Genomic DNA, 16,810 nt, shown 5'->3' on the forward strand with positions numbered 1-16,810 from the left:
AGAAACGATACAGGTTCCAATGAGTGTGGAGGGACAGTAGCTAATGGGATAAAACAAAATGTAATTCTCGGGGGTAGATTTAAAACTGATTACTGCGAAATTCGTTTCAAAGAGCAAGATGGTAATTATTCAAACGACGAAAGTACATTATTATCGTTAGGTGTAGTTTTGACCAAAACTTTTGCAAGCTTTTTGGGGATTGAAGAAGATGAATTAGGGTTTGGGGTCAAAATGTATCAAAACCACCGTTCATTATTTATTTTCAATAATGCCAAAGGAGGAGCAGGATATTCTGTCAAGTTTTCATATTATGCCGAAGACATCTTTAAGGCTGCCATTAACAAACTCTATTGTGCTTGCGAAAAAGCCTGTACTAAATGTCTTATTGATAGAAGTTCTCAGTGGTATCTTCATAAATTGGACAGAAAATTAGCTATTGATTGGCTGCAAAGAGCGGTTACTCAAACGGTTCCCACCGATTTGGGGGCACTTATCCCTAATTTAAGGTCTGTTTTAGGCTCCATCAAAGAGGATGTTAGAAGATTCAAATACCGAAATGACATTGCTAAGATTTGGCTTTTTGCTGATAATAATGTTGGTGATTGGGATCTGGAAAAAGCTGTTTTTATCAACAATTTGAAAGAAAGCTCATTAAAGATAAATAAAGAAAGCTCATTAGAGATAAATTTCGTGCTGGATGGTGCCCCAAATTTTGGCGAGGATATGCAAAACCACATTATTACAGCCATTCAAATGAGCAGTTGGTCTAACTTCTTAACGTACAGAAATACCATTAATGGATTAAAACCGGTATGCCAGCTCAGATTGAAAGATGGAAAGTTCGTTGTGTATTATTCCAGAGATTTTAACAATTCCCTAAGTGAACAATGGGGTATTTCAAAGGATGGGAATGCCTACAGAGATGATACACCTTTATCGTTTCAATCGGTAGCTCTCAAGATACCTCAAATACCTCAAAATAATTTAGACGTAAAAATTAATTATTCCAAGCCTTTCTCTTCCAGAGATTTAGCAACAATATTTCTTGATGCCAATCTGGAGAATCGAGGTAGATTAGCCGAGTTAATGAGGGGAAAAACATTCCGTATTACAAACAGTGATAGATACCTCAAGTCACCCTTATCTTGTTTGTTATTGGTGCAGTTTATCAACGGGCTTAAAGAAGCTTTAAACTTTAAGCTACGTTCATTAGAGTTGAGACTGGAAAAATTTGGCGAAGATAGAGGGCCAAAGTTTATATATCATAACTATTTGAACTCGATTGAGCGAGATGAAGCCTTAGAAAGTATGGCTGCAAGGATGGATATAGATAATGTGCATATTCAACCTGGAAACTTGCCCCATTACCGATATTTTAAATTTGATGATGGTCAAGGCACTTTAATAACTATTCGCCCTGATGGAGGTATTGGACATGGTTGGAACTGTACAAACAGAAATAGGCCATTTGATGTTGAAGGGCATGAAGGAATTGATTGCATTAAAAGCGTTTCCTATGATATTTTGTTTACGGTTATATACGGCTAATGGTTGTTGATACCTTAATATTTTAGGACAATCAGGTTCTTCTTTAAAGGTAGTAACTAATTAATATTCAAAAATTTAAGTTTTTCTTGAACTATCAACTTCATACCCTCTGTGTCTTCAAAAACTTTTTTCTGCATTGATGCCCATACCTGTGGCAACCCTGTTCGAGTTGTGGCCGGTGGCGGCCCCGTTCTGGAAGGACGCAACATGAGCGAAAAACGCCAGCATTTTCTCCGCGAATACGACTGGATCCGTAAAGGATTGATGTTTGAACCGCGTGGTCACGACATGATGTCGGGCAGTATTCTATACCCGCCTCATGACCCCGAAAACGACGTCGCAGTTCTCTTTATCGAAACCAGCGGTTGTTTGCCCATGTGCGGACACGGAACCATCGGTACCATCACGATTGCGATTGAACACGGTCTTATTCAGCCTAAAACCCCCGGTATTGTACGCATGGAAGCACCCGCGGGTTTGGTGCTTATCAGCTACGAACAGGTGGGTAATAAAGTAAAATGGGTAAAATTGGTCAACGTTCCTTCTTACCTCGCCGCCGAAGGCATTGAAGCAGAATGCCCCGACTTGGGTCCGCTTAAAATGGACGTAGCGTACGGTGGGAACTTTTACGCCATTGTGGATGTGCAGGAAAACTTTCCGGGACTCGAACATTTCAAAGCCGAACAACTCATCGGCTGGGCTCGCACGTTACGCCAACGTATCAACGAAAAGTACACATTTGTTCATCCTAATGACCCCACCATTAATGGCCTCAGTCATATTGAATGGACTGGAACAGTCATTGACCCTGCTTCATCGGCAAGAAATGCCGTTTTTTATGGCGATAAAGCCATTGACCGTTCGCCTTGCGGCACGGGCACTTCGGCACGAATGGCCCAATGGGCAGCGAAAGGAAAATTAAAAAAAGGAGACACCTTCATTCACGAAAGTATTATCGGCAGCAAATTTGTCGGAACCGTCGAAGCGTACGCCAAAGTGGGCGATTACGATGCCATTGTTCCGGGCATTCAGGGATGGGCCAAAGTCTATGGTTTAAATACCATTACAATTGATGATGATGATCCCTACGCCTACGGTTTTCAGGTAATTTGATAACAAAAAACAGATAGCATAGGAGCGTAATACCAATTCCTATGCTATCCAACTTGTATTTTTGCGGTCTGTAAACTGCCAACTACTAACTGTAAACTGTATTTATTCAGGCGTCACGTAAGCAGCGGTGATACCGCCATCCACTACAAATTCAGTTCCTGTTACATAGGAAGATTCATCGGATGCTAAAAACAAAGCGGCATACGCCATCTCTTTCGCTTCCCCAAAACGGCCCATTGGAATGTGTACCAAGCGGCGCTGTTTCTTTTCTTCTGTATTTAAAAATTTCATCAAAAGCTCTGTCCGCAACGGTCCTGGGCAAAGGGCATTTACCCGAATATTTTCGCGGGCATGAATCACGGCCAATTCACGACTCATAGAAAGCACTGCTCCTTTACTGGCTGTGTAAGCAATTTGCGGAGTAGCAGCACCTAACAGTGCCACAAACGACGCGGTGTTGATAATGCTTCCTCCTCCCGCCCGACGAATGGCAGGAATGGCGTATTTGCAACCAAAAAATACCCCTTTTACGTTGATGTTCATGGTCAAATCCCACACTGATTCCTCAGTGGTGACAGCATTGTCATCATCGCTGTGCATAATGCCAGCATTATTAAAAACAATGTGAAGTTTACCAAAGGTCTGCTCAGCCACGGCAACCATGTTTTCACAATCGGCTGCTTTAGATACATCGGCACGAACATAAACGGCTTGACCACCTTGATTTTGAATAAGTTCGGCAGTTTCTTTTCCTGCTACATCATTTACGTCAGCCACCACTACGGCAGCTCCTTCTTGGGCAAACAATAAGGCTGTTTCACGGCCAATGCCGCTGCTACCGCCCGTAATAAGGGCAACTTTGTCTTTTAAACGCATCTTTTTGTCACGCTGTAAGCGTCTTTTTTAGTATAATAGTTTGGTTTGGGGCAATTCAATGCAAAATTAAAGTCGCATAGCCGCCGGTATCATACCCATAAAGGCTTTATATACCTGCACAGCACCTTCGGGAGCGGGAAACTTTGAATCTCCCCATGTCACTTTGTGTTCTTTTTTACCTTGTTTAAAAATAATAAAATACGAAGTTCGGCTTGGATGCTGAAATTCCAATTGCTCAAAATTGATGTCTTTAAGCGATTTAAAAGCTATTTCAATATTTTTTTTGCTTTGTTCTCCCAACACTTCAAACTCTTTAGCTGTGTTCATCCGACGGTAGATTCCTCCATCGTCCAATAACCGGTATTCTTTTTCTAAACCTCCAATCGCTTGTCCAACAATCATTTGTTGTCCCGTATGAGTAAAAGGATGTTTAGAAACCGCAAAAGGAGTGAGTTTAGGGGAGTCTTGAGCATAATTTTGTAAAGCACTCAAAACAAAAATGAAGAAAACAGCCTTTTTCATTTATCAATTGTATTGTTAATTTTTTTGTTGATTCGCATTTGCAATCGGGGCGCGTAGCCACAAAGCAAAAAACAAGGCCTTCGGAACGTCAATTATAAAACCTTTAGTTCTTCCAAAGCCAGCCAAGCCATCAATCCAGGACCAATTTCGAGGGCTGATTCGTCAATATCAAACGTGGGAGTATGTACCCCTGACACAATACCACGCGCTTCGTTACGTGTACCCAAGCGATAAAAACAGGCATCGGTGATTTGGGAATAAAAAGCAAAATCTTCTCCTGCCAACCACAAATCCAAGTCAATTACATTTTCCTGGCCCATGTATTTTACGGCAGCAGCTCTGGAGCGACGCGTCAGTTCAGGATGATTTTTCAAAAATGGATACCCTTTTCTAACTTCCACTTCACAACTTCCCCCCATTGCTTCGGCCATGCCCTGGGCAATTTTGGTGATGCGTTTCCACCCTTCTTCGCGCCATTCTTCATCCATGCAGCGAAACGTTCCTTCTATATATACTTCGTTCGGAATTACATTGGTAGCACCGTTGGCAATTACCTTTCCAAACGACAAAACCGACGGCGCAGCCGGTTTTCGATTGCGGCTGATAACCTGTTGCAACGCCACAATAATGTGAGAAGCAATCAAAATTGGGTCAATAAGTGTATCAGGCATGGCTCCGTGCCCGCCTTTTCCTTTTACGGTCAGGTACAATTCATCGGTACTTGCCATATACATCCCTTCCCGAAAACCGATTTTTCCAACGGGAATATTGGGTGCTACGTGTTGTCCTAAAATACTCGCCGGGGTTGGATTTTGAAGTACTCCTTCTTTTATCATCAGCGATGCTCCTCCGGGAATTTTTTCTTCTCCCGGTTGAAACACTAATTTTATCGAACCTTCAAACTCGTTCCGCAATTCGTGCAAAATTCGAGCGGTATTCAATAAGGAGGAAGTGTGTACATCATGCCCGCAAGCGTGCATCACACCCGGATTTTGCGATTTATAAGAAACATCATTGGCTTCAATAATAGGAAGTGCGTCCATATCTGCCCGTAAAGCCACGACTCTACTTTCCGGATTTTGGCCTTCAATCAAGACCACAACACCTGTATTTGCTACACCCTCCTGTGGAGTAAGCCCTAATTCTTTTATCCGGTTGGCTACAAATTTGGCCGTATTAAATTCCTGAAATGACAATTCAGGATGAGTATGTAAATGGCGCCGATTTGCTACTGCATCTTCTGCGTAGGCTTTAGACAAGGCTTTGATTTTTTCCAGCATAGTAAATAGTCTTAACTTTGAGCAGACAAAACTACGAAATAGAAAGCGGATGACGCAGGTTAAGCAGATTTTCGCAAATAAAAATCTATTCTAAAAGATCAGTTGTGTTACGCTAAAAAATGAAAATAGGACTATTCTTCGGCTCTTTTAATCCCATTCACATCGGGCATCTTATTATTGCCAATACGATGGCCACCGCCACTGATTTAGAACAGGTTTGGTTTGTAGTTTCGCCCCAAAATCCATTCAAAAAAAACAAAAGTCTCTTACATGAGTTTGACCGTTTTGATATGGTAGAAAGGGCGATTGCGGATAACTCCAAATTAAAAGCCAATGATATAGAGTTTTCAATGCCAAAACCAAGCTATACCATTGATACTCTGACGAAACTACAGGAAAAACACCCTCAGCATACTTTCAAATTAATCATTGGAGAGGACAATTTAGGGCAGTTTAAAAATTGGAAAAATTACGAAGCTATTTTGCAATATTATGGTCTGTATGTCTATCCTCGCCCTAATTCTGCCCCGCACGAATTCTCCAGTCACCCCGCAGTACAATTTATAACCGCTCCGTTATTGGATATATCAGCGACCTATATTCGTGAATGTCTGAAAAACAATCGTTCTATTCGTTACATGGTCTCGGATGCCGTAGAAGAAATGATTGCAAGGAAGAAATTTTATATTTGACAATCTCCTCTGAAATACATTACTTTGCAGCGATTTTGAACCAAACTTCTCAGAAAAATGTCAGAGATTGCAGAAAAAGTAAAGAAAATTATCGTTGACAAATTGGGCGTAGATGAGTCAGAAGTGACTGAAGAAGCCAGCTTCACCAACGACCTTGGTGCTGATTCGCTCGATACGGTAGAATTGATCATGGAATTCGAAAAAGAATTCAACGTTTCGATTCCTGATGACCAAGCCGAGCACATTGGTACGGTAGGCCAAGCGATCAAATACCTCGAAGAAAACGTCAAATAAGCATATTTTTGTAATTTATAGATCCATTTTATGATTCTAAAACGAGTGGTGGTGACTGGCATGGGCGCTTTGACACCCATCGGAAACACGCTATCGGAATATAAAGAAGGGTTATTTAGCGGCACCAGCGGTGCCGGGCCAATTACCCGATTTGATGCGACTAAATTCAAAACTCGCTTCGCCTGCGAAGTAAAAGGATTGGATATGGCTCAATTTATTCCTCGTCAGGAAGCGCGTAAAATGGATCTTTTTACACAATTTGCTGTAGTGGTTGGCGAAGAAGCGGTTAAAGACAGTGGACTTGACCTGGAAAAAGTAAACCTTGATCGCGCAGGAGTCATTTGGGGTTCGGGTATCGGTGGACTAAAAACCTTTGAGGAAGAAGTTCTTAGCTTTGGAAAAGGTGACGGAACTCCTCGCTTTAACCCCTTCTTTATTCCAAAAATGATTGCCGACAGCGCATCGGGGATTCTTTCCATGCGTCACGGTTTTCGCGGACCTACGTATGTGACGGTTTCGGCCTGTGCTTCTTCCAACAACGCTATTATTGACTCCTTTAATTACATTCGCCTTGGTAAAATAGACTTTTGCTTGACAGGCGGCTCAGAAGCAGCCGTTACTCAAGCGGGAGTAGGTGGATTTAATTCATTAAAGGCTCTTTCGGAGCGCAATGACGATTATCTAACGGCATCTCGCCCCTACGACAAAGACCGTGATGGTTTTGTATTGGGTGAAGGCGGTGCTGCTTTGATATTGGAAGAATACGAACATGCAGTAGCACGCGGAGCTAAAATTTACGCCGAAATCATTGGCGGCGGTATGTCGTCGGATGCGTATCACATTACCGCTCCTCACCCCGACGGAATCGGTGCGTATCTGTGCATGAAAAATGCCCTCGAAGATGCTGAAATCTCTCCTGAAGATGTGGATTATATCAATACGCACGGCACTTCAACGCCTATCGGAGATCCGCAGGAAATCAAGGCAATCGAACGATTGTTTGGCGAACATGCCTACAACCTCAATATCAGTTCAACCAAGTCAATGATTGGGCATTTATTAGGAGGAGCAGGTGCCGTAGAAGCAGTAGCCTGTATTTTAGCCATTCAACACGAGATGATTCCTCCTACGATCAATCACTTTACCGATGACCCCGATTTTAATCCTCGGTTGAATTTGACTTTTAATAAAGCGGTGTCTCGTTCCGTTAATATCGCTTTAAGTAATACTTTTGGGTTTGGCGGACATAATACTTGTGTGATTTTTCGTAAATTTGAAGGATAAACAACATCCCAATTGCCTACGGTATTAAACCCCCTCATTAATTTCTTTAAGCCGGGGAACATGTCCCCCGAAAAGAAATTCAGAAAGGCTGTAGAACTCATCATCAGCGCTAAACCTTCGAATATGGAGGTTTATCAGTTGGCTTTTCGCCATACTTCCGCTTCTAAAGAAACAACCATCAAAGGCTTTCGTGAATCAAACGAACGCCTTGAATACCTTGGCGACTCGGTATTGGGTATGGTCATTGCCGAATACCTCTTCAAAAAATTCCCCTACAAAGACGAAGGCTTCTTAACCGAAATCCGTTCACGCATTGTGAATCGTGAAACCCTCAACGGAATTGCCCGTAAAATCGGATTGGATCGTTTGATTGAATTTGATGGCAACCGCCGCGGTATGCCTCATAATTCTTCTATGTACGGCGATGCCCTCGAAGCATTGGTAGGGGCGGTCTATTTAGACAAAGGGTTTCGTTTTACCCGAAAATTTATCACCAAAGAACTCCTCACCCACTACGACTTAGACGCGCTCATCAACAACAACGCCAACTTCAAAAGCCGCCTTATCGAATGGGCACAGCGCGAAGGCAAAGAAGTACGTTTTGTGATTGTGCAGGAAAACGGCAGCCGTCATTTCCGTGAATTTATCTCCCAAGTTACCTTAGACGGTGAAGTTTTTGCCGCGGGCAACGGCTATTCCAAGAAAAAGGCTGAACAATCCGCCGCGGAGAAAGCTTGCGAACAGTTGGAATTGAAGTAATTCTTAAAACATAAAGCCAAAACGCAGTGCCATGCGGTTATAGACGCGGTCTTCCCATTTTTCTATTTCTCCCCAACCCAAAGGTTTGGTCACTTTGGCCTCCTGCCGCTTGTAGCTAAGGGATAACAGCATAGCACTCCCTGATTTGAAACCAAATTTTAAGCCTATGCCGGGGCTGAGCATCATTCCTCCTTGGGTATCGTAACCTGTGTTATTTACGTGAAGCCAATTAAATCCATAACCGGCATCCAAGGTGCCGATAAGAGCTACATCTTTCTTTGAACGCGTCAAATCATAACGCACACCTGCCGCAATGGGCGTCAATAATGCAGTATTGTACCAATCCAAGCCGGTAGTAAGCCCAACCGCTAAACGGGGTTTGAGTTGTACGCCATTAAATGTTTGTATCGTTAAACTCAACCGATTCTCTACCTGCTGACTCAGAGGTACACTCCAAGGAATATCATACACCACCCGACCAAAAAGCCCCCCAACTTCAGTCATATTGACGTAATGAGGTTTATGCTGGGCTGAAAGGGTGAATGAGTAAATGAGCGCATGAGTGAATAGTAAAGCAAGAAATAATTTTTTCATATCCTAATGGAATTACCCCCTTCTCCAAATGGAGAAGGGCTGGGGAAGAGGCACTTAAATATCCACGCGTTTTACAGGAATTTTGCTCAATTGGCGCAAATTGCTTGGATCGGATGTATCAAACTGATAGAAGCCATCTTTTCCAATCATCAATAACGATTTGCTCGAAAGCGGAATCACATCGTAGGCATCCATGCCAGTCAAATGTTGTAATTGTTTTACATCAAAATCATTGGCAACATTCAAGGATTTGAGACCATGCGTGCCTTCGCAAAGAAACAAATTGGGGAAGTCTACACCCAAGCCATGCGGATTTTGCATGGGATATGATTTAAGCAAGCGAGGGCTGCGCAGATCAGTAATATCTATCACATCCAATTGATTAAGCCCGCGATTACAGGTAGTACCGGAGCGAAGCGTTACGTACGCACGATTATCAGTTACCACTACGGGGTCGCACGACATGGCGTGCTGGTAAACTGAAAGCTGTTCGGGCCTCTCAGGATTACTGTTGTCGTAAATAAACATCCCCGTGGTAGAGCCGATAAACAATTTATCTTTATAAGGGAAAATGGTTTCGATGCCCCTGCCTACATTAATTTTTGTGCTGCGACGCGGTTTATCGGGCGTACGGATGTCAAAAAGTTGCATTTCATTTTGTCCAACCGTGTATAAGTAGTTGGAGTAGAGGGCAAAACGCGCCATCGAACCTGCTTGTCCTTGGCTGTTGGCTGTACTCCCACTGGTGGGAGCAGAAGACTGCAACGCACGGCTATCAAATGCACTAAATGCCACTCCTCCCCACCAAGAGCCGTTGCCGCCACCTTCGCAATTGGTTTTTACAGTTTCGGTAACAATTTCCATTTTTTGGTCATTGATAACCCCCGTTAACGTATTAACTCCCCACCAAGCGCCTTCAAATTGCCCTGTTGTAAAAACGTCATTTTCACGCCCTACTTCTTTGATAGTTAGTGGATTAGAAATATCTAAAGCCACAAGATCCGAATAGCTGTCGGCGTACAGTATATTACCCCGAACAGCCATATCGCCATTGCCCGGAATTTTAATGAACGAAATAATTTTAGGGGCCGAAGGATTAGAATTATCCACGACATGCAGTCCCTCTTTGAGCTCATTAATAAACAAGTAATTGCCCTTTGTGTAGATTTTACCCGGATTAATTAAATCACGGGCGCTCTCGGTGCGCACCCCTTGGCGGATGTCGGCCAATGAGACTGATACGGAGGTATAGCGTTTGTATTTACGCGTTTCGGTGCATTGGTCAGTGCAGGACCATTGTAGTAAGCTAACCGAAAATAGAGAGAGTAAAAGTATTTTCTTCATGGCAAGCGTTAGAGTTTTAGTATTTATTACCCATAAGACGCACTTGCCTGAAAGAAAGTTGGAATTTAAAGTTCAAAAATTTCAGATAAAACAACGGTGAAACCTTCCAATACATCTTCCCCTGATAATTGTTGAGTAAAAGCTACACTTGCCGTTTCACCATTACTGCGATAGATGTAGGTTTTTTGTTTAGAAATAGAAATCAACCAAGCTAAGCATACTCCGTTGGCTACCCATTTTTTCATTTTGGATTTCAACTTAGTAAGGCTATCGGTATCTGATTCCAACTCAATGATAAAATCAGGAGCTAAATAAGGAAATGAGTGCTTTTCTTTTTTGCTCAATGCTGCCCAACGTTCGATTCGCACCCATGCCAAATCAGGAGCACGCATAGAAGTATCGGCCAGAAAGAACCCACCGCTCGAATCAAAAACTTTGCCCGCTTTAGTTTTTCGATTCCAAATAGAAACCTCCGTAATAATTTCACTATTGTTCGCACTTGTAAGACCGTGGGCAGGTGACATAAGATGTATTTCTCCTTTTTCGTCGCGTTCAAGGTTTAAGTCAGGATTAGCCAGACAAAAAGCCACCAACTCCTCATCTGAGAATCGCAATTTTGGCGGAAAATGCAAAGAGAGAGTCATATATGACTAAGTTTTTCTCAAAAATAACAAAAATTACCGTCCTCTCCACCAAGCCCTGCTCCATATTCGCTCAAAATTCCAACCTTTGGCACGTAGTTGAAGCGGCAGATACGCGTGCGATTCTTTTACCGAAATCGACTGTTGATACAAGTCATCATCGGTTAAAATAATACTTTCATAGCGCTCCCCATTTTTAATGGTCAAATCCGCAAAAGGAAGTTCATTATATAGTTTTTGATTTGCGGTTTGCAGTTCAGGGTTTACAGTTTGTAACTCCTCAGAGTTTATATTGTCTTTGCTACTTCCATTTTTCAGTAGTTGGTTTTTCAACAACCATTGGGATTGGTATTTCTCCGAAACAAAAGGTGTAGGAGTATAGCGTCCTTCTGAGACGTCCAATGCGTATTGGAGGTATTTTTTCAACAATTGGGGGCCGGAATGAAGTGAGGATTCCACCTGTAATTGTTCGGGCAAAATACTCGTCACTACATACACTTTTTGCCGAGCGCGCGTGATGGCTACGTTCAAGCGGTTTTCGCCACCCTGAGCATTTAAACTTCCAAACTGTGACCTTAACTTACCGCGAATATCAGGCGCATAGCCAACGGAAAAAATAATAATGTCGCGTTCATCTCCTTGGACATTTTCTATGTTTTTGATAAACAGCCCACGCGGGCTGTTTAGGAGGCTCTCAATCAGCTGTTGTTGCGGTTGATTAAAGGTAACAATTCCAACAGAACTATCCGGGTGAGTTTCTCGAAGTTCCTGAATAAGTTCTATTACTTTTTCTGCTTCAACTATATTTCGATTGTTTTCCCAAACACCTTCTACTTTCACATAGGTAATGGCAGGATTAGGCGAGTTAATATCCTTAAAATCAGGCAAAAGCTGAAGCTTATTTTTATAAAAATGTTGATTGGAGAAATCAATTAAATCCAACGAACGGCTCCGATAATGTCCCTGTAATAACGTTTCCGGCAAATAGTGGGCAGCTAAATCCAAGAGTGATTCTACTTCCAAAGCGGCTCTTTCTTCTTCATTTTCACCCTCATACCGCGCACGGTACAAATCATAAGGAGTGAGTTGTTTGCTGTCGCCTACAATGACGGTTTGTTGAGCACGATAAATGGCGGGAATACCATATTCGGCATAACACTGAGAAGCTTCATCAAAAATTACCAAATCAAAGAGTCCGGCGGTAAGTGGAAATACGGCTGAAACCGTCTCGGGAGAAGCCAGCCAACAGGGTACCAAACGAAATACTTCATCAGAATGCTGCTCCATCAATTTACGTACCGGCCATATTTTCCGCTTTTTTGTTACCTGATGCTGCAAATCCCGATACGTGGTACGATTCTGAAGGCGATTAAATTCTACGTCTTTATAGGTTTGTTCCCGCAGGTGAATCAACATAATTTCTCTGCTCAATTCTTGTTTTTTAAGAATGGCATCCTGCAATTCCTGCTCTAACTGATTGATTTTTAAGGAAGAAACTGAACGCAGAATCGGATATTTTTCTTCCAAATGAGCCAACCAAGCAAGACGAAGAGAGTTCTGAAACAACTCGCCTATCGACAGCCTTTCAGCGTCGGTAGCAGTCGTCAAAGATTTTTTCAGGCGTTCGATTACTTCACTTTCAACAGTTGTGAAACTATCGGTCAGTTTATCTGCTTCAACCAACACATCATAATCACGGTCGAGAAAGGTTTGTAATTGTAGCGCAAATTCGGGATTCTCCACCGCAGCCCGAATCTGATTCTTTGTCAAGTATTTTTGCCAGCCTTGCTGTTTTTGGGCCGTTTGTTTACTTAAATTCAGCAATGCTTTTACCGATTTTTGAAAACCGGCAAAGGTTCGTTGTTCCGCTGCAACGTTTGTCAAAAACTCAAAATTTCGCTCCAACTCTGCATACGCTTTTTCTGCAACTGCATACTGATTCAAAAATTCCTGAAGCCAGTTTTCAGAGATACTCAGTTTTTCATTAAGGAGCTTTACCTCCAATTTTTCTTCCATTTCCCGCAAAGCGGCCTCCCAATCCAAGCGATTTTGAAGGAGTTGCTTCAGTTGATATAAATCATTGATGTCAAGGGTAAATCCATATTTTCCGGCAATATTTCTAAAATAAGCTTTATCTCCGTAAAAGAGCCACTTAATTATAGATTTACGAGCTGTCATAAGTTGCTCCAAGCGATTTGAAAACGGTAGTAATTCCGACGAGTTTACTTCATCACCTACCATTTTACCCTCTTGCAAACGAGTTCTATTTTTCGACCAATCCCGAAACCATTTATTCAATTGCTTGGTAAAAAAACCAACCTTTCGCTTTTTAAACAGGCCCCATATTGGTTCCTCCGCCAGCTGTTGGAGCCAATTTTGAATAACGGCATTTTGGTCATTGACAATTAAAACTTTCTCTAAGTCAAGGCGTTGCGTCAGCAACTTTTCAATTTCATTTACCGTCGTTTGCCCCCATTGAGACGCCTCTTCAATCAATGCCTTGATATGACCGATTTCCTGAAAACCAATGGTTACAAAATTTACGCGGTCGTACCAAGGGTGGTTGCTGGAAACGTGATTTTGGTATTGCTCGTAGCGATTGAGTTTCCAAAGAAAATCCTCCAATTTATCATCGAATTTAAACGACCGAAATTGCGGCAATGCCACGGAGGCAGCGGAAGGATTACTCGTTAAATACAATTCTTTGGGCGAAATGCCGCAGTCGCTACTATCAAACAAAGCATATTTAAATTCTTCCAATTCACTGATTACCTGTTCAATGGTACGGCTTGTTTGTAAAAATTGCCGTTCCAACACAATGGCATCCAAGCTATAATTTTGCTTTTGATAGGCTTCGATATTTTCAATTTGGGTAGCCAACTGCCCGTATAAGGACGCCCGATCATTTTTGAAATCATGGACCAAGGCAACAAAAGGGGTAAAAGCCACTTGTTTGAGACGTTCATAGACTACATCCAACGCAACCCGTTTTTGACACACCAACAATACCCGCTTTCCGCGTGCGGCAAAGTCAGTCATCAGGTTGGCTATCAATTGAGATTTTCCCGTTCCCGGAGGGCCTTGAACCACCAAAGATTCTCCGAATTTTACGCGTATTAAGGCTTCTTCTTGGGAAGCATCCTGTGGGAATGCCGTAAAGGTATTTACCTCTCCGCTACGGCGAACGATACCGTTTCCAATGATTTCGGGAGTCGGAAAATTAAAAACACCCTCATCGGGAATTAGGGATTCTGAAGCCAAATTGATTAAATTTTCATAATCCGGCCCCAAATAACTTCCTGCCTGCGGAAAAATGCCCAAGACGGCTTCCGGGTATAATTTCAACTCGCCGTTGCGTTCCAATAATTCTAAATCCGGCTTCGATTGTGCATCAAAATACTGGAGTTTTTCCTGAAAGAGTTCTTGGTTAAAGTTGATTTCTAAAGGGCTTTCCTTCAGTAATTCGTACAATTCAGTTCGAAAAGCAAGCGGGTCTCGATTAAGTTCATCCAAGCTTTTTTCCAATAATTCCTCAGAAATTTTCACCTGATTAAAATGACCGTACGCCACTAAAAAACTGCGATTGAGGGAAGCCGGTTCGTCGCGACGTTGGAGTTGCCAATAGCTCCCCTGATTTGCATCCGAAGCTTCATTTGCGTTTAAGGTCACTGGAAAAAACGCCAATGGAGCATGAATAACCGTACCATCGGTCAGTTTTCCCCGTACAAAAGGATAAGCCACATACAAGTCTTCCGAGCCGCGTTCCTCTTCGATAAATCGTTCTGTACGGGAAATTTTGCGAAGTCGTTTACTGATTTCATTCACCTTTTCCGAACGGCTGTCAAGCATCGGACACAGCTTAAATGATTTTTTTTGCGAAATTACCTCTTTAAGTAAATCAAAGGCAGAGCGATTGTCGACAAAATCTAATTCCCGCCAATCTAAAAACTGTTCAGCAGGGAGATTCGTCAGCAACAGAGAACGATTGCGGGTACTTAAATTGGTAAGCCGACGAAGGTATGCTTTTAGAATGTCAGTGGTCATTAGCGTCCGGATAGAGCGAGGTAAAAGTTCGGACCGCCGAAGCGGGGTAAAATGTCAGTCGTCTCCAACAAGTATTCTTTAACTATGTTTGTTGCGACGCTTAACAAATATAAGACTCTTTGTTTGAGTTAGTTTAACTTTCCCGATATTTGCTAACAGTATGCTTTCGGACCGCACGGGCTTCGCAGCGGCGAACCGCCCCCGCGCCGATGCGTCGGACCGTCGATGCGTCGGACCGTCGATGCGACAGACTAAACAAACTCTAAAAACCAATATGCAGATTGTACAACAACTCCTTTTTGCGGTTGCACTGGGCATTACGGCTTGGCTGATAGCGAAGCGTGTGGGAATCATCAAAAAGACTATCCAACTCGGTAAATCAGAAAATCGTACCGATCGTCCTAATGAACGCCTAAGTACCATGCTTCGTATAGCATTTGGGCAAAAGAAGATGTTTGACCGTCCCATAGTTGGCATAATGCACTTTGTGATTTATGCCGGTTTTCTATTAATAAACGTTGAAGTACTCGAAATCGTATTGGACGGACTTTTCGGTACGCACCGCCTCTTTGCTCCCTTATTGGGAGACTTTTATCTTGGTCTTATCAATTTTTTTGAATTTTTGGCGGTTGGCGTACTTACCGTATGCGTCATTTTCCTGATTCGACGCAATATCCTTAAAGTAGAACGCCTTCAACCTTCCCGTAACCGTGAACTAAATGGATGGCCTGTATTGGATGCCAATACCATTTTAATGATTGAGATTGTGCTGATGATTGCGATTTTAAGCATGAACGCTGCCGACAGCATTTTGCAGCAACGCGGTGCGGAGCATTATCACCAAGTAGGCAATTTCTTTTTTAGCGGATTTCTCCAACCTATTTTTGCAGGGCTGTCTGACGGAGCATTGGTCATCTTAGAGCGAGTTGCGTGGTGGGCTCATATTTTGGGCATTTTCGGTTTTGCTTTGTACGTTACTTATTCCAAGCATTTACATATTTTTCTGGCGTTCCCCAATACTTATTTCGCCAATCTCACGCCTAAAGGCGAAATGCCCAATATGCCTGATATTACCAAAGAAGTAAAAATCATGCTGGGTTTAGAACAACCGGATGCTACGGAAGCTCCCGCAGAAATCGGGCGATTCGGAGCCAAAGACGTAGGCGATTTAAGTTGGAAAAATCTCATGGATGCCTACTCCTGTACCGAGTGCGGACGTTGTACATCGGCTTGTCCTGCCAACTTAACGGGCAAAAAACTCTCTCCTCGTAAAATCATGATGGATACCCGCGATCGTCTGGAAGATGTTGGTAAAAATATGTTGGCCAACGGCGGCGAATTCAAAGACGATGGTAAAAGCCTGCTCGGCGATTATATTTTGGAAGAAGAGATTTTGGCCTGTACTACCTGCAATGCCTGTGTGCAGGAATGCCCAGTATTGATTAGTCCACTCGATATTATTCTTCAACTGCGTCGTTACAAAATCATGGACGAAGCCCAAGCACCGGCTTCCTGGAACGCGATGTTCAACAACCTTGAAACCAATCAGGCTCCGTGGAAGTTTTCGCCGGGAGACCGTTTTAATTGGGCAGATAACATTAAAAGCTAATGACTTATTTATGGATTTTAGGCGGTTGTGGCTGCCTTTTAATAACAATGGGGTTATTTGTTTGGAAAAAACAGGCCCTTTATTTGTTAAATATAGAGAACGACAGAACTTCTTGGAATCAAAACTAAAATAATTGCAATTTTGCGAAATGAAAAAGAAAGTAGAAATAAGCGAACCAGAACGATTGGCAAATTTCATGCATTCATTTGG

Annotated in this window: 14 protein-coding genes; 7 read left to right on the forward strand and 7 right to left on the reverse strand. The window is 42.6% G+C overall.

Annotated elements, in window-relative coordinates; all coding sequences use genetic code 11:
* Together Q0081_RS28420 and Q0081_RS28425 are read left to right on the forward strand one after the other, a co-directional pair.
* On the forward strand, nucleotides 1-1,548 hold a 1,548-nt coding region (locus tag Q0081_RS28420; RefSeq protein WP_298361488.1), incomplete at its 5' end, for a DUF1998 domain-containing protein.
* 111 nt (nucleotides 1,549-1,659) lie between these two features.
* Nucleotides 1,660-2,661 (forward strand): 4-hydroxyproline epimerase, encoded by a 1,002-nt coding sequence (locus Q0081_RS28425; RefSeq protein WP_298361490.1) that lies wholly within the window; start codon nucleotides 1,660-1,662, stop codon nucleotides 2,659-2,661.
* 102 nt (nucleotides 2,662-2,763) lie between these two features.
* On the opposite strand, the gene Q0081_RS28430 is transcribed toward Q0081_RS28425, so the two are convergent.
* The 3 genes from Q0081_RS28430 to Q0081_RS28440 form a co-directional block, all read right to left on the reverse strand.
* Complete coding sequence (locus Q0081_RS28430; protein WP_298361492.1) at nucleotides 2,764-3,537, reverse strand: glucose 1-dehydrogenase; 774 nt, start codon at nucleotides 3,535-3,537, stop codon at nucleotides 2,764-2,766.
* A gap of 66 nt (nucleotides 3,538-3,603) precedes the next feature.
* Nucleotides 3,604-4,059: a hypothetical protein gene (locus Q0081_RS28435; protein ID WP_298361494.1), complete on the reverse strand. Its 456-nt coding sequence runs from the start codon at nucleotides 4,057-4,059 to the stop codon at nucleotides 3,604-3,606.
* Between the two features lie 92 nt (nucleotides 4,060-4,151).
* The gene (locus Q0081_RS28440) at nucleotides 4,152-5,339 is read right to left on the reverse strand and encodes a M20 family metallopeptidase (RefSeq protein ID WP_298361496.1); all 1,188 of its coding nucleotides are present in this window, start codon (nucleotides 5,337-5,339) and stop codon (nucleotides 4,152-4,154) included.
* 119 nt (nucleotides 5,340-5,458) lie between these two features.
* Here Q0081_RS28440 and nadD point away from each other — a divergent pair, with 119 nt between their 5' ends.
* Genes nadD through rnc form a run of 4 tightly spaced genes read left to right on the forward strand, consistent with a single transcriptional unit; the run spans nucleotide 5,459 to nucleotide 8,368 of the window.
* Nucleotides 5,459-6,031 carry a nicotinate (nicotinamide) nucleotide adenylyltransferase gene (nadD, locus tag Q0081_RS28445; RefSeq protein WP_298361498.1) on the forward strand — a complete coding sequence of 191 codons (573 nt, stop codon included), beginning with the start codon at nucleotides 5,459-5,461 and terminating at the stop codon, nucleotides 6,029-6,031.
* 57 nt (nucleotides 6,032-6,088) lie between these two features.
* A complete protein-coding gene (locus Q0081_RS28450; protein WP_013926487.1) occupies nucleotides 6,089-6,325 on the forward strand; it encodes an acyl carrier protein in 237 nt (78 codons plus the stop codon).
* Between the two features lie 30 nt (nucleotides 6,326-6,355).
* Complete coding sequence (gene fabF / locus Q0081_RS28455) at nucleotides 6,356-7,609, forward strand: beta-ketoacyl-ACP synthase II (RefSeq protein ID WP_298361503.1); 1,254 nt, start codon at nucleotides 6,356-6,358, stop codon at nucleotides 7,607-7,609.
* A 60-nt stretch (nucleotides 7,610-7,669) separates the two neighbouring features.
* Nucleotides 7,670-8,368 carry a ribonuclease III gene (gene rnc / locus Q0081_RS28460; protein WP_298361505.1) on the forward strand — a complete coding sequence of 233 codons (699 nt, stop codon included), beginning with the start codon at nucleotides 7,670-7,672 and terminating at the stop codon, nucleotides 8,366-8,368.
* Nucleotides 8,369-8,371: 3 nt separating this feature from the next.
* Here rnc and Q0081_RS28465 read toward each other — a convergent pair whose 3' ends face one another.
* The 4 genes from Q0081_RS28465 to Q0081_RS28480 all read right to left on the reverse strand — a co-directional run bounded on the left by Q0081_RS28465 (nucleotide 8,372) and on the right by Q0081_RS28480 (nucleotide 14,991).
* A complete protein-coding gene (locus Q0081_RS28465) occupies nucleotides 8,372-8,962 on the reverse strand; it encodes a hypothetical protein (RefSeq protein ID WP_298361507.1) in 591 nt (196 codons plus the stop codon).
* 54 nt (nucleotides 8,963-9,016) lie between these two features.
* Nucleotides 9,017-10,306, reverse strand: a complete 1,290-nt coding sequence (locus Q0081_RS28470; RefSeq protein ID WP_298361509.1) for an LVIVD repeat-containing protein — start codon at nucleotides 10,304-10,306, stop codon at nucleotides 9,017-9,019.
* Nucleotides 10,307-10,371: 65 nt separating this feature from the next.
* A complete protein-coding gene (locus Q0081_RS28475) occupies nucleotides 10,372-10,950 on the reverse strand; it encodes a Uma2 family endonuclease (RefSeq protein ID WP_298361511.1) in 579 nt (192 codons plus the stop codon).
* Nucleotides 10,951-10,983: 33 nt separating this feature from the next.
* Nucleotides 10,984-14,991: an AAA domain-containing protein gene (locus Q0081_RS28480; protein ID WP_298361513.1), complete on the reverse strand. Its 4,008-nt coding sequence runs from the start codon at nucleotides 14,989-14,991 to the stop codon at nucleotides 10,984-10,986.
* A gap of 274 nt (nucleotides 14,992-15,265) precedes the next feature.
* On the opposite strand from Q0081_RS28480, the gene Q0081_RS28485 reads away from it, so the two are divergent.
* Nucleotides 15,266-16,600, forward strand: a complete 1,335-nt coding sequence (locus Q0081_RS28485; RefSeq protein WP_298361515.1) for a (Fe-S)-binding protein — start codon at nucleotides 15,266-15,268, stop codon at nucleotides 16,598-16,600.
* The last annotated feature ends 210 nt before the right edge of the window (nucleotides 16,601-16,810 follow it).

Source organism: Runella sp., assembly GCF_027484545.1.
In the GTDB taxonomy this organism is placed as follows: Bacteria; Bacteroidota; Bacteroidia; order Cytophagales; family Spirosomataceae; genus Runella.

Excerpts from the sequence above, each read along its gene's own strand:
- Q0081_RS28430 (WP_298361492.1), bottom strand. The coding sequence starts at position 3,537 with ATGCGTTTAAAAGACAAAGTTGCCCTTATTACGGGCGGTAGCAGCGGC.
- Q0081_RS28435 (WP_298361494.1), bottom strand. The coding sequence starts at position 4,059 with ATGAAAAAGGCTGTTTTCTTCATTTTTGTTTTGAGTGCTTTACAAAAT.
- Q0081_RS28440 (WP_298361496.1), bottom strand. The coding sequence starts at position 5,339 with ATGCTGGAAAAAATCAAAGCCTTGTCTAAAGCCTACGCAGAAGATGCA.
- nadD (WP_298361498.1), top strand. The coding sequence starts at position 5,459 with ATGAAAATAGGACTATTCTTCGGCTCTTTTAATCCCATTCACATCGGG.
- Q0081_RS28450 (WP_013926487.1), top strand. The coding sequence starts at position 6,089 with ATGTCAGAGATTGCAGAAAAAGTAAAGAAAATTATCGTTGACAAATTG.
- fabF (WP_298361503.1), top strand. The coding sequence starts at position 6,356 with ATGATTCTAAAACGAGTGGTGGTGACTGGCATGGGCGCTTTGACACCC.
- rnc (WP_298361505.1), top strand. The coding sequence starts at position 7,670 with ATGTCCCCCGAAAAGAAATTCAGAAAGGCTGTAGAACTCATCATCAGC.
- Q0081_RS28465 (WP_298361507.1), bottom strand. The coding sequence starts at position 8,962 with ATGAAAAAATTATTTCTTGCTTTACTATTCACTCATGCGCTCATTTAC.
- Q0081_RS28470 (WP_298361509.1), bottom strand. The coding sequence starts at position 10,306 with ATGAAGAAAATACTTTTACTCTCTCTATTTTCGGTTAGCTTACTACAA.
- Q0081_RS28475 (WP_298361511.1), bottom strand. The coding sequence starts at position 10,950 with ATGACTCTCTCTTTGCATTTTCCGCCAAAATTGCGATTCTCAGATGAG.
- Q0081_RS28480 (WP_298361513.1), bottom strand. The coding sequence starts at position 14,991 with ATGACCACTGACATTCTAAAAGCATACCTTCGTCGGCTTACCAATTTA.
- Q0081_RS28485 (WP_298361515.1), top strand. The coding sequence starts at position 15,266 with ATGCAGATTGTACAACAACTCCTTTTTGCGGTTGCACTGGGCATTACG.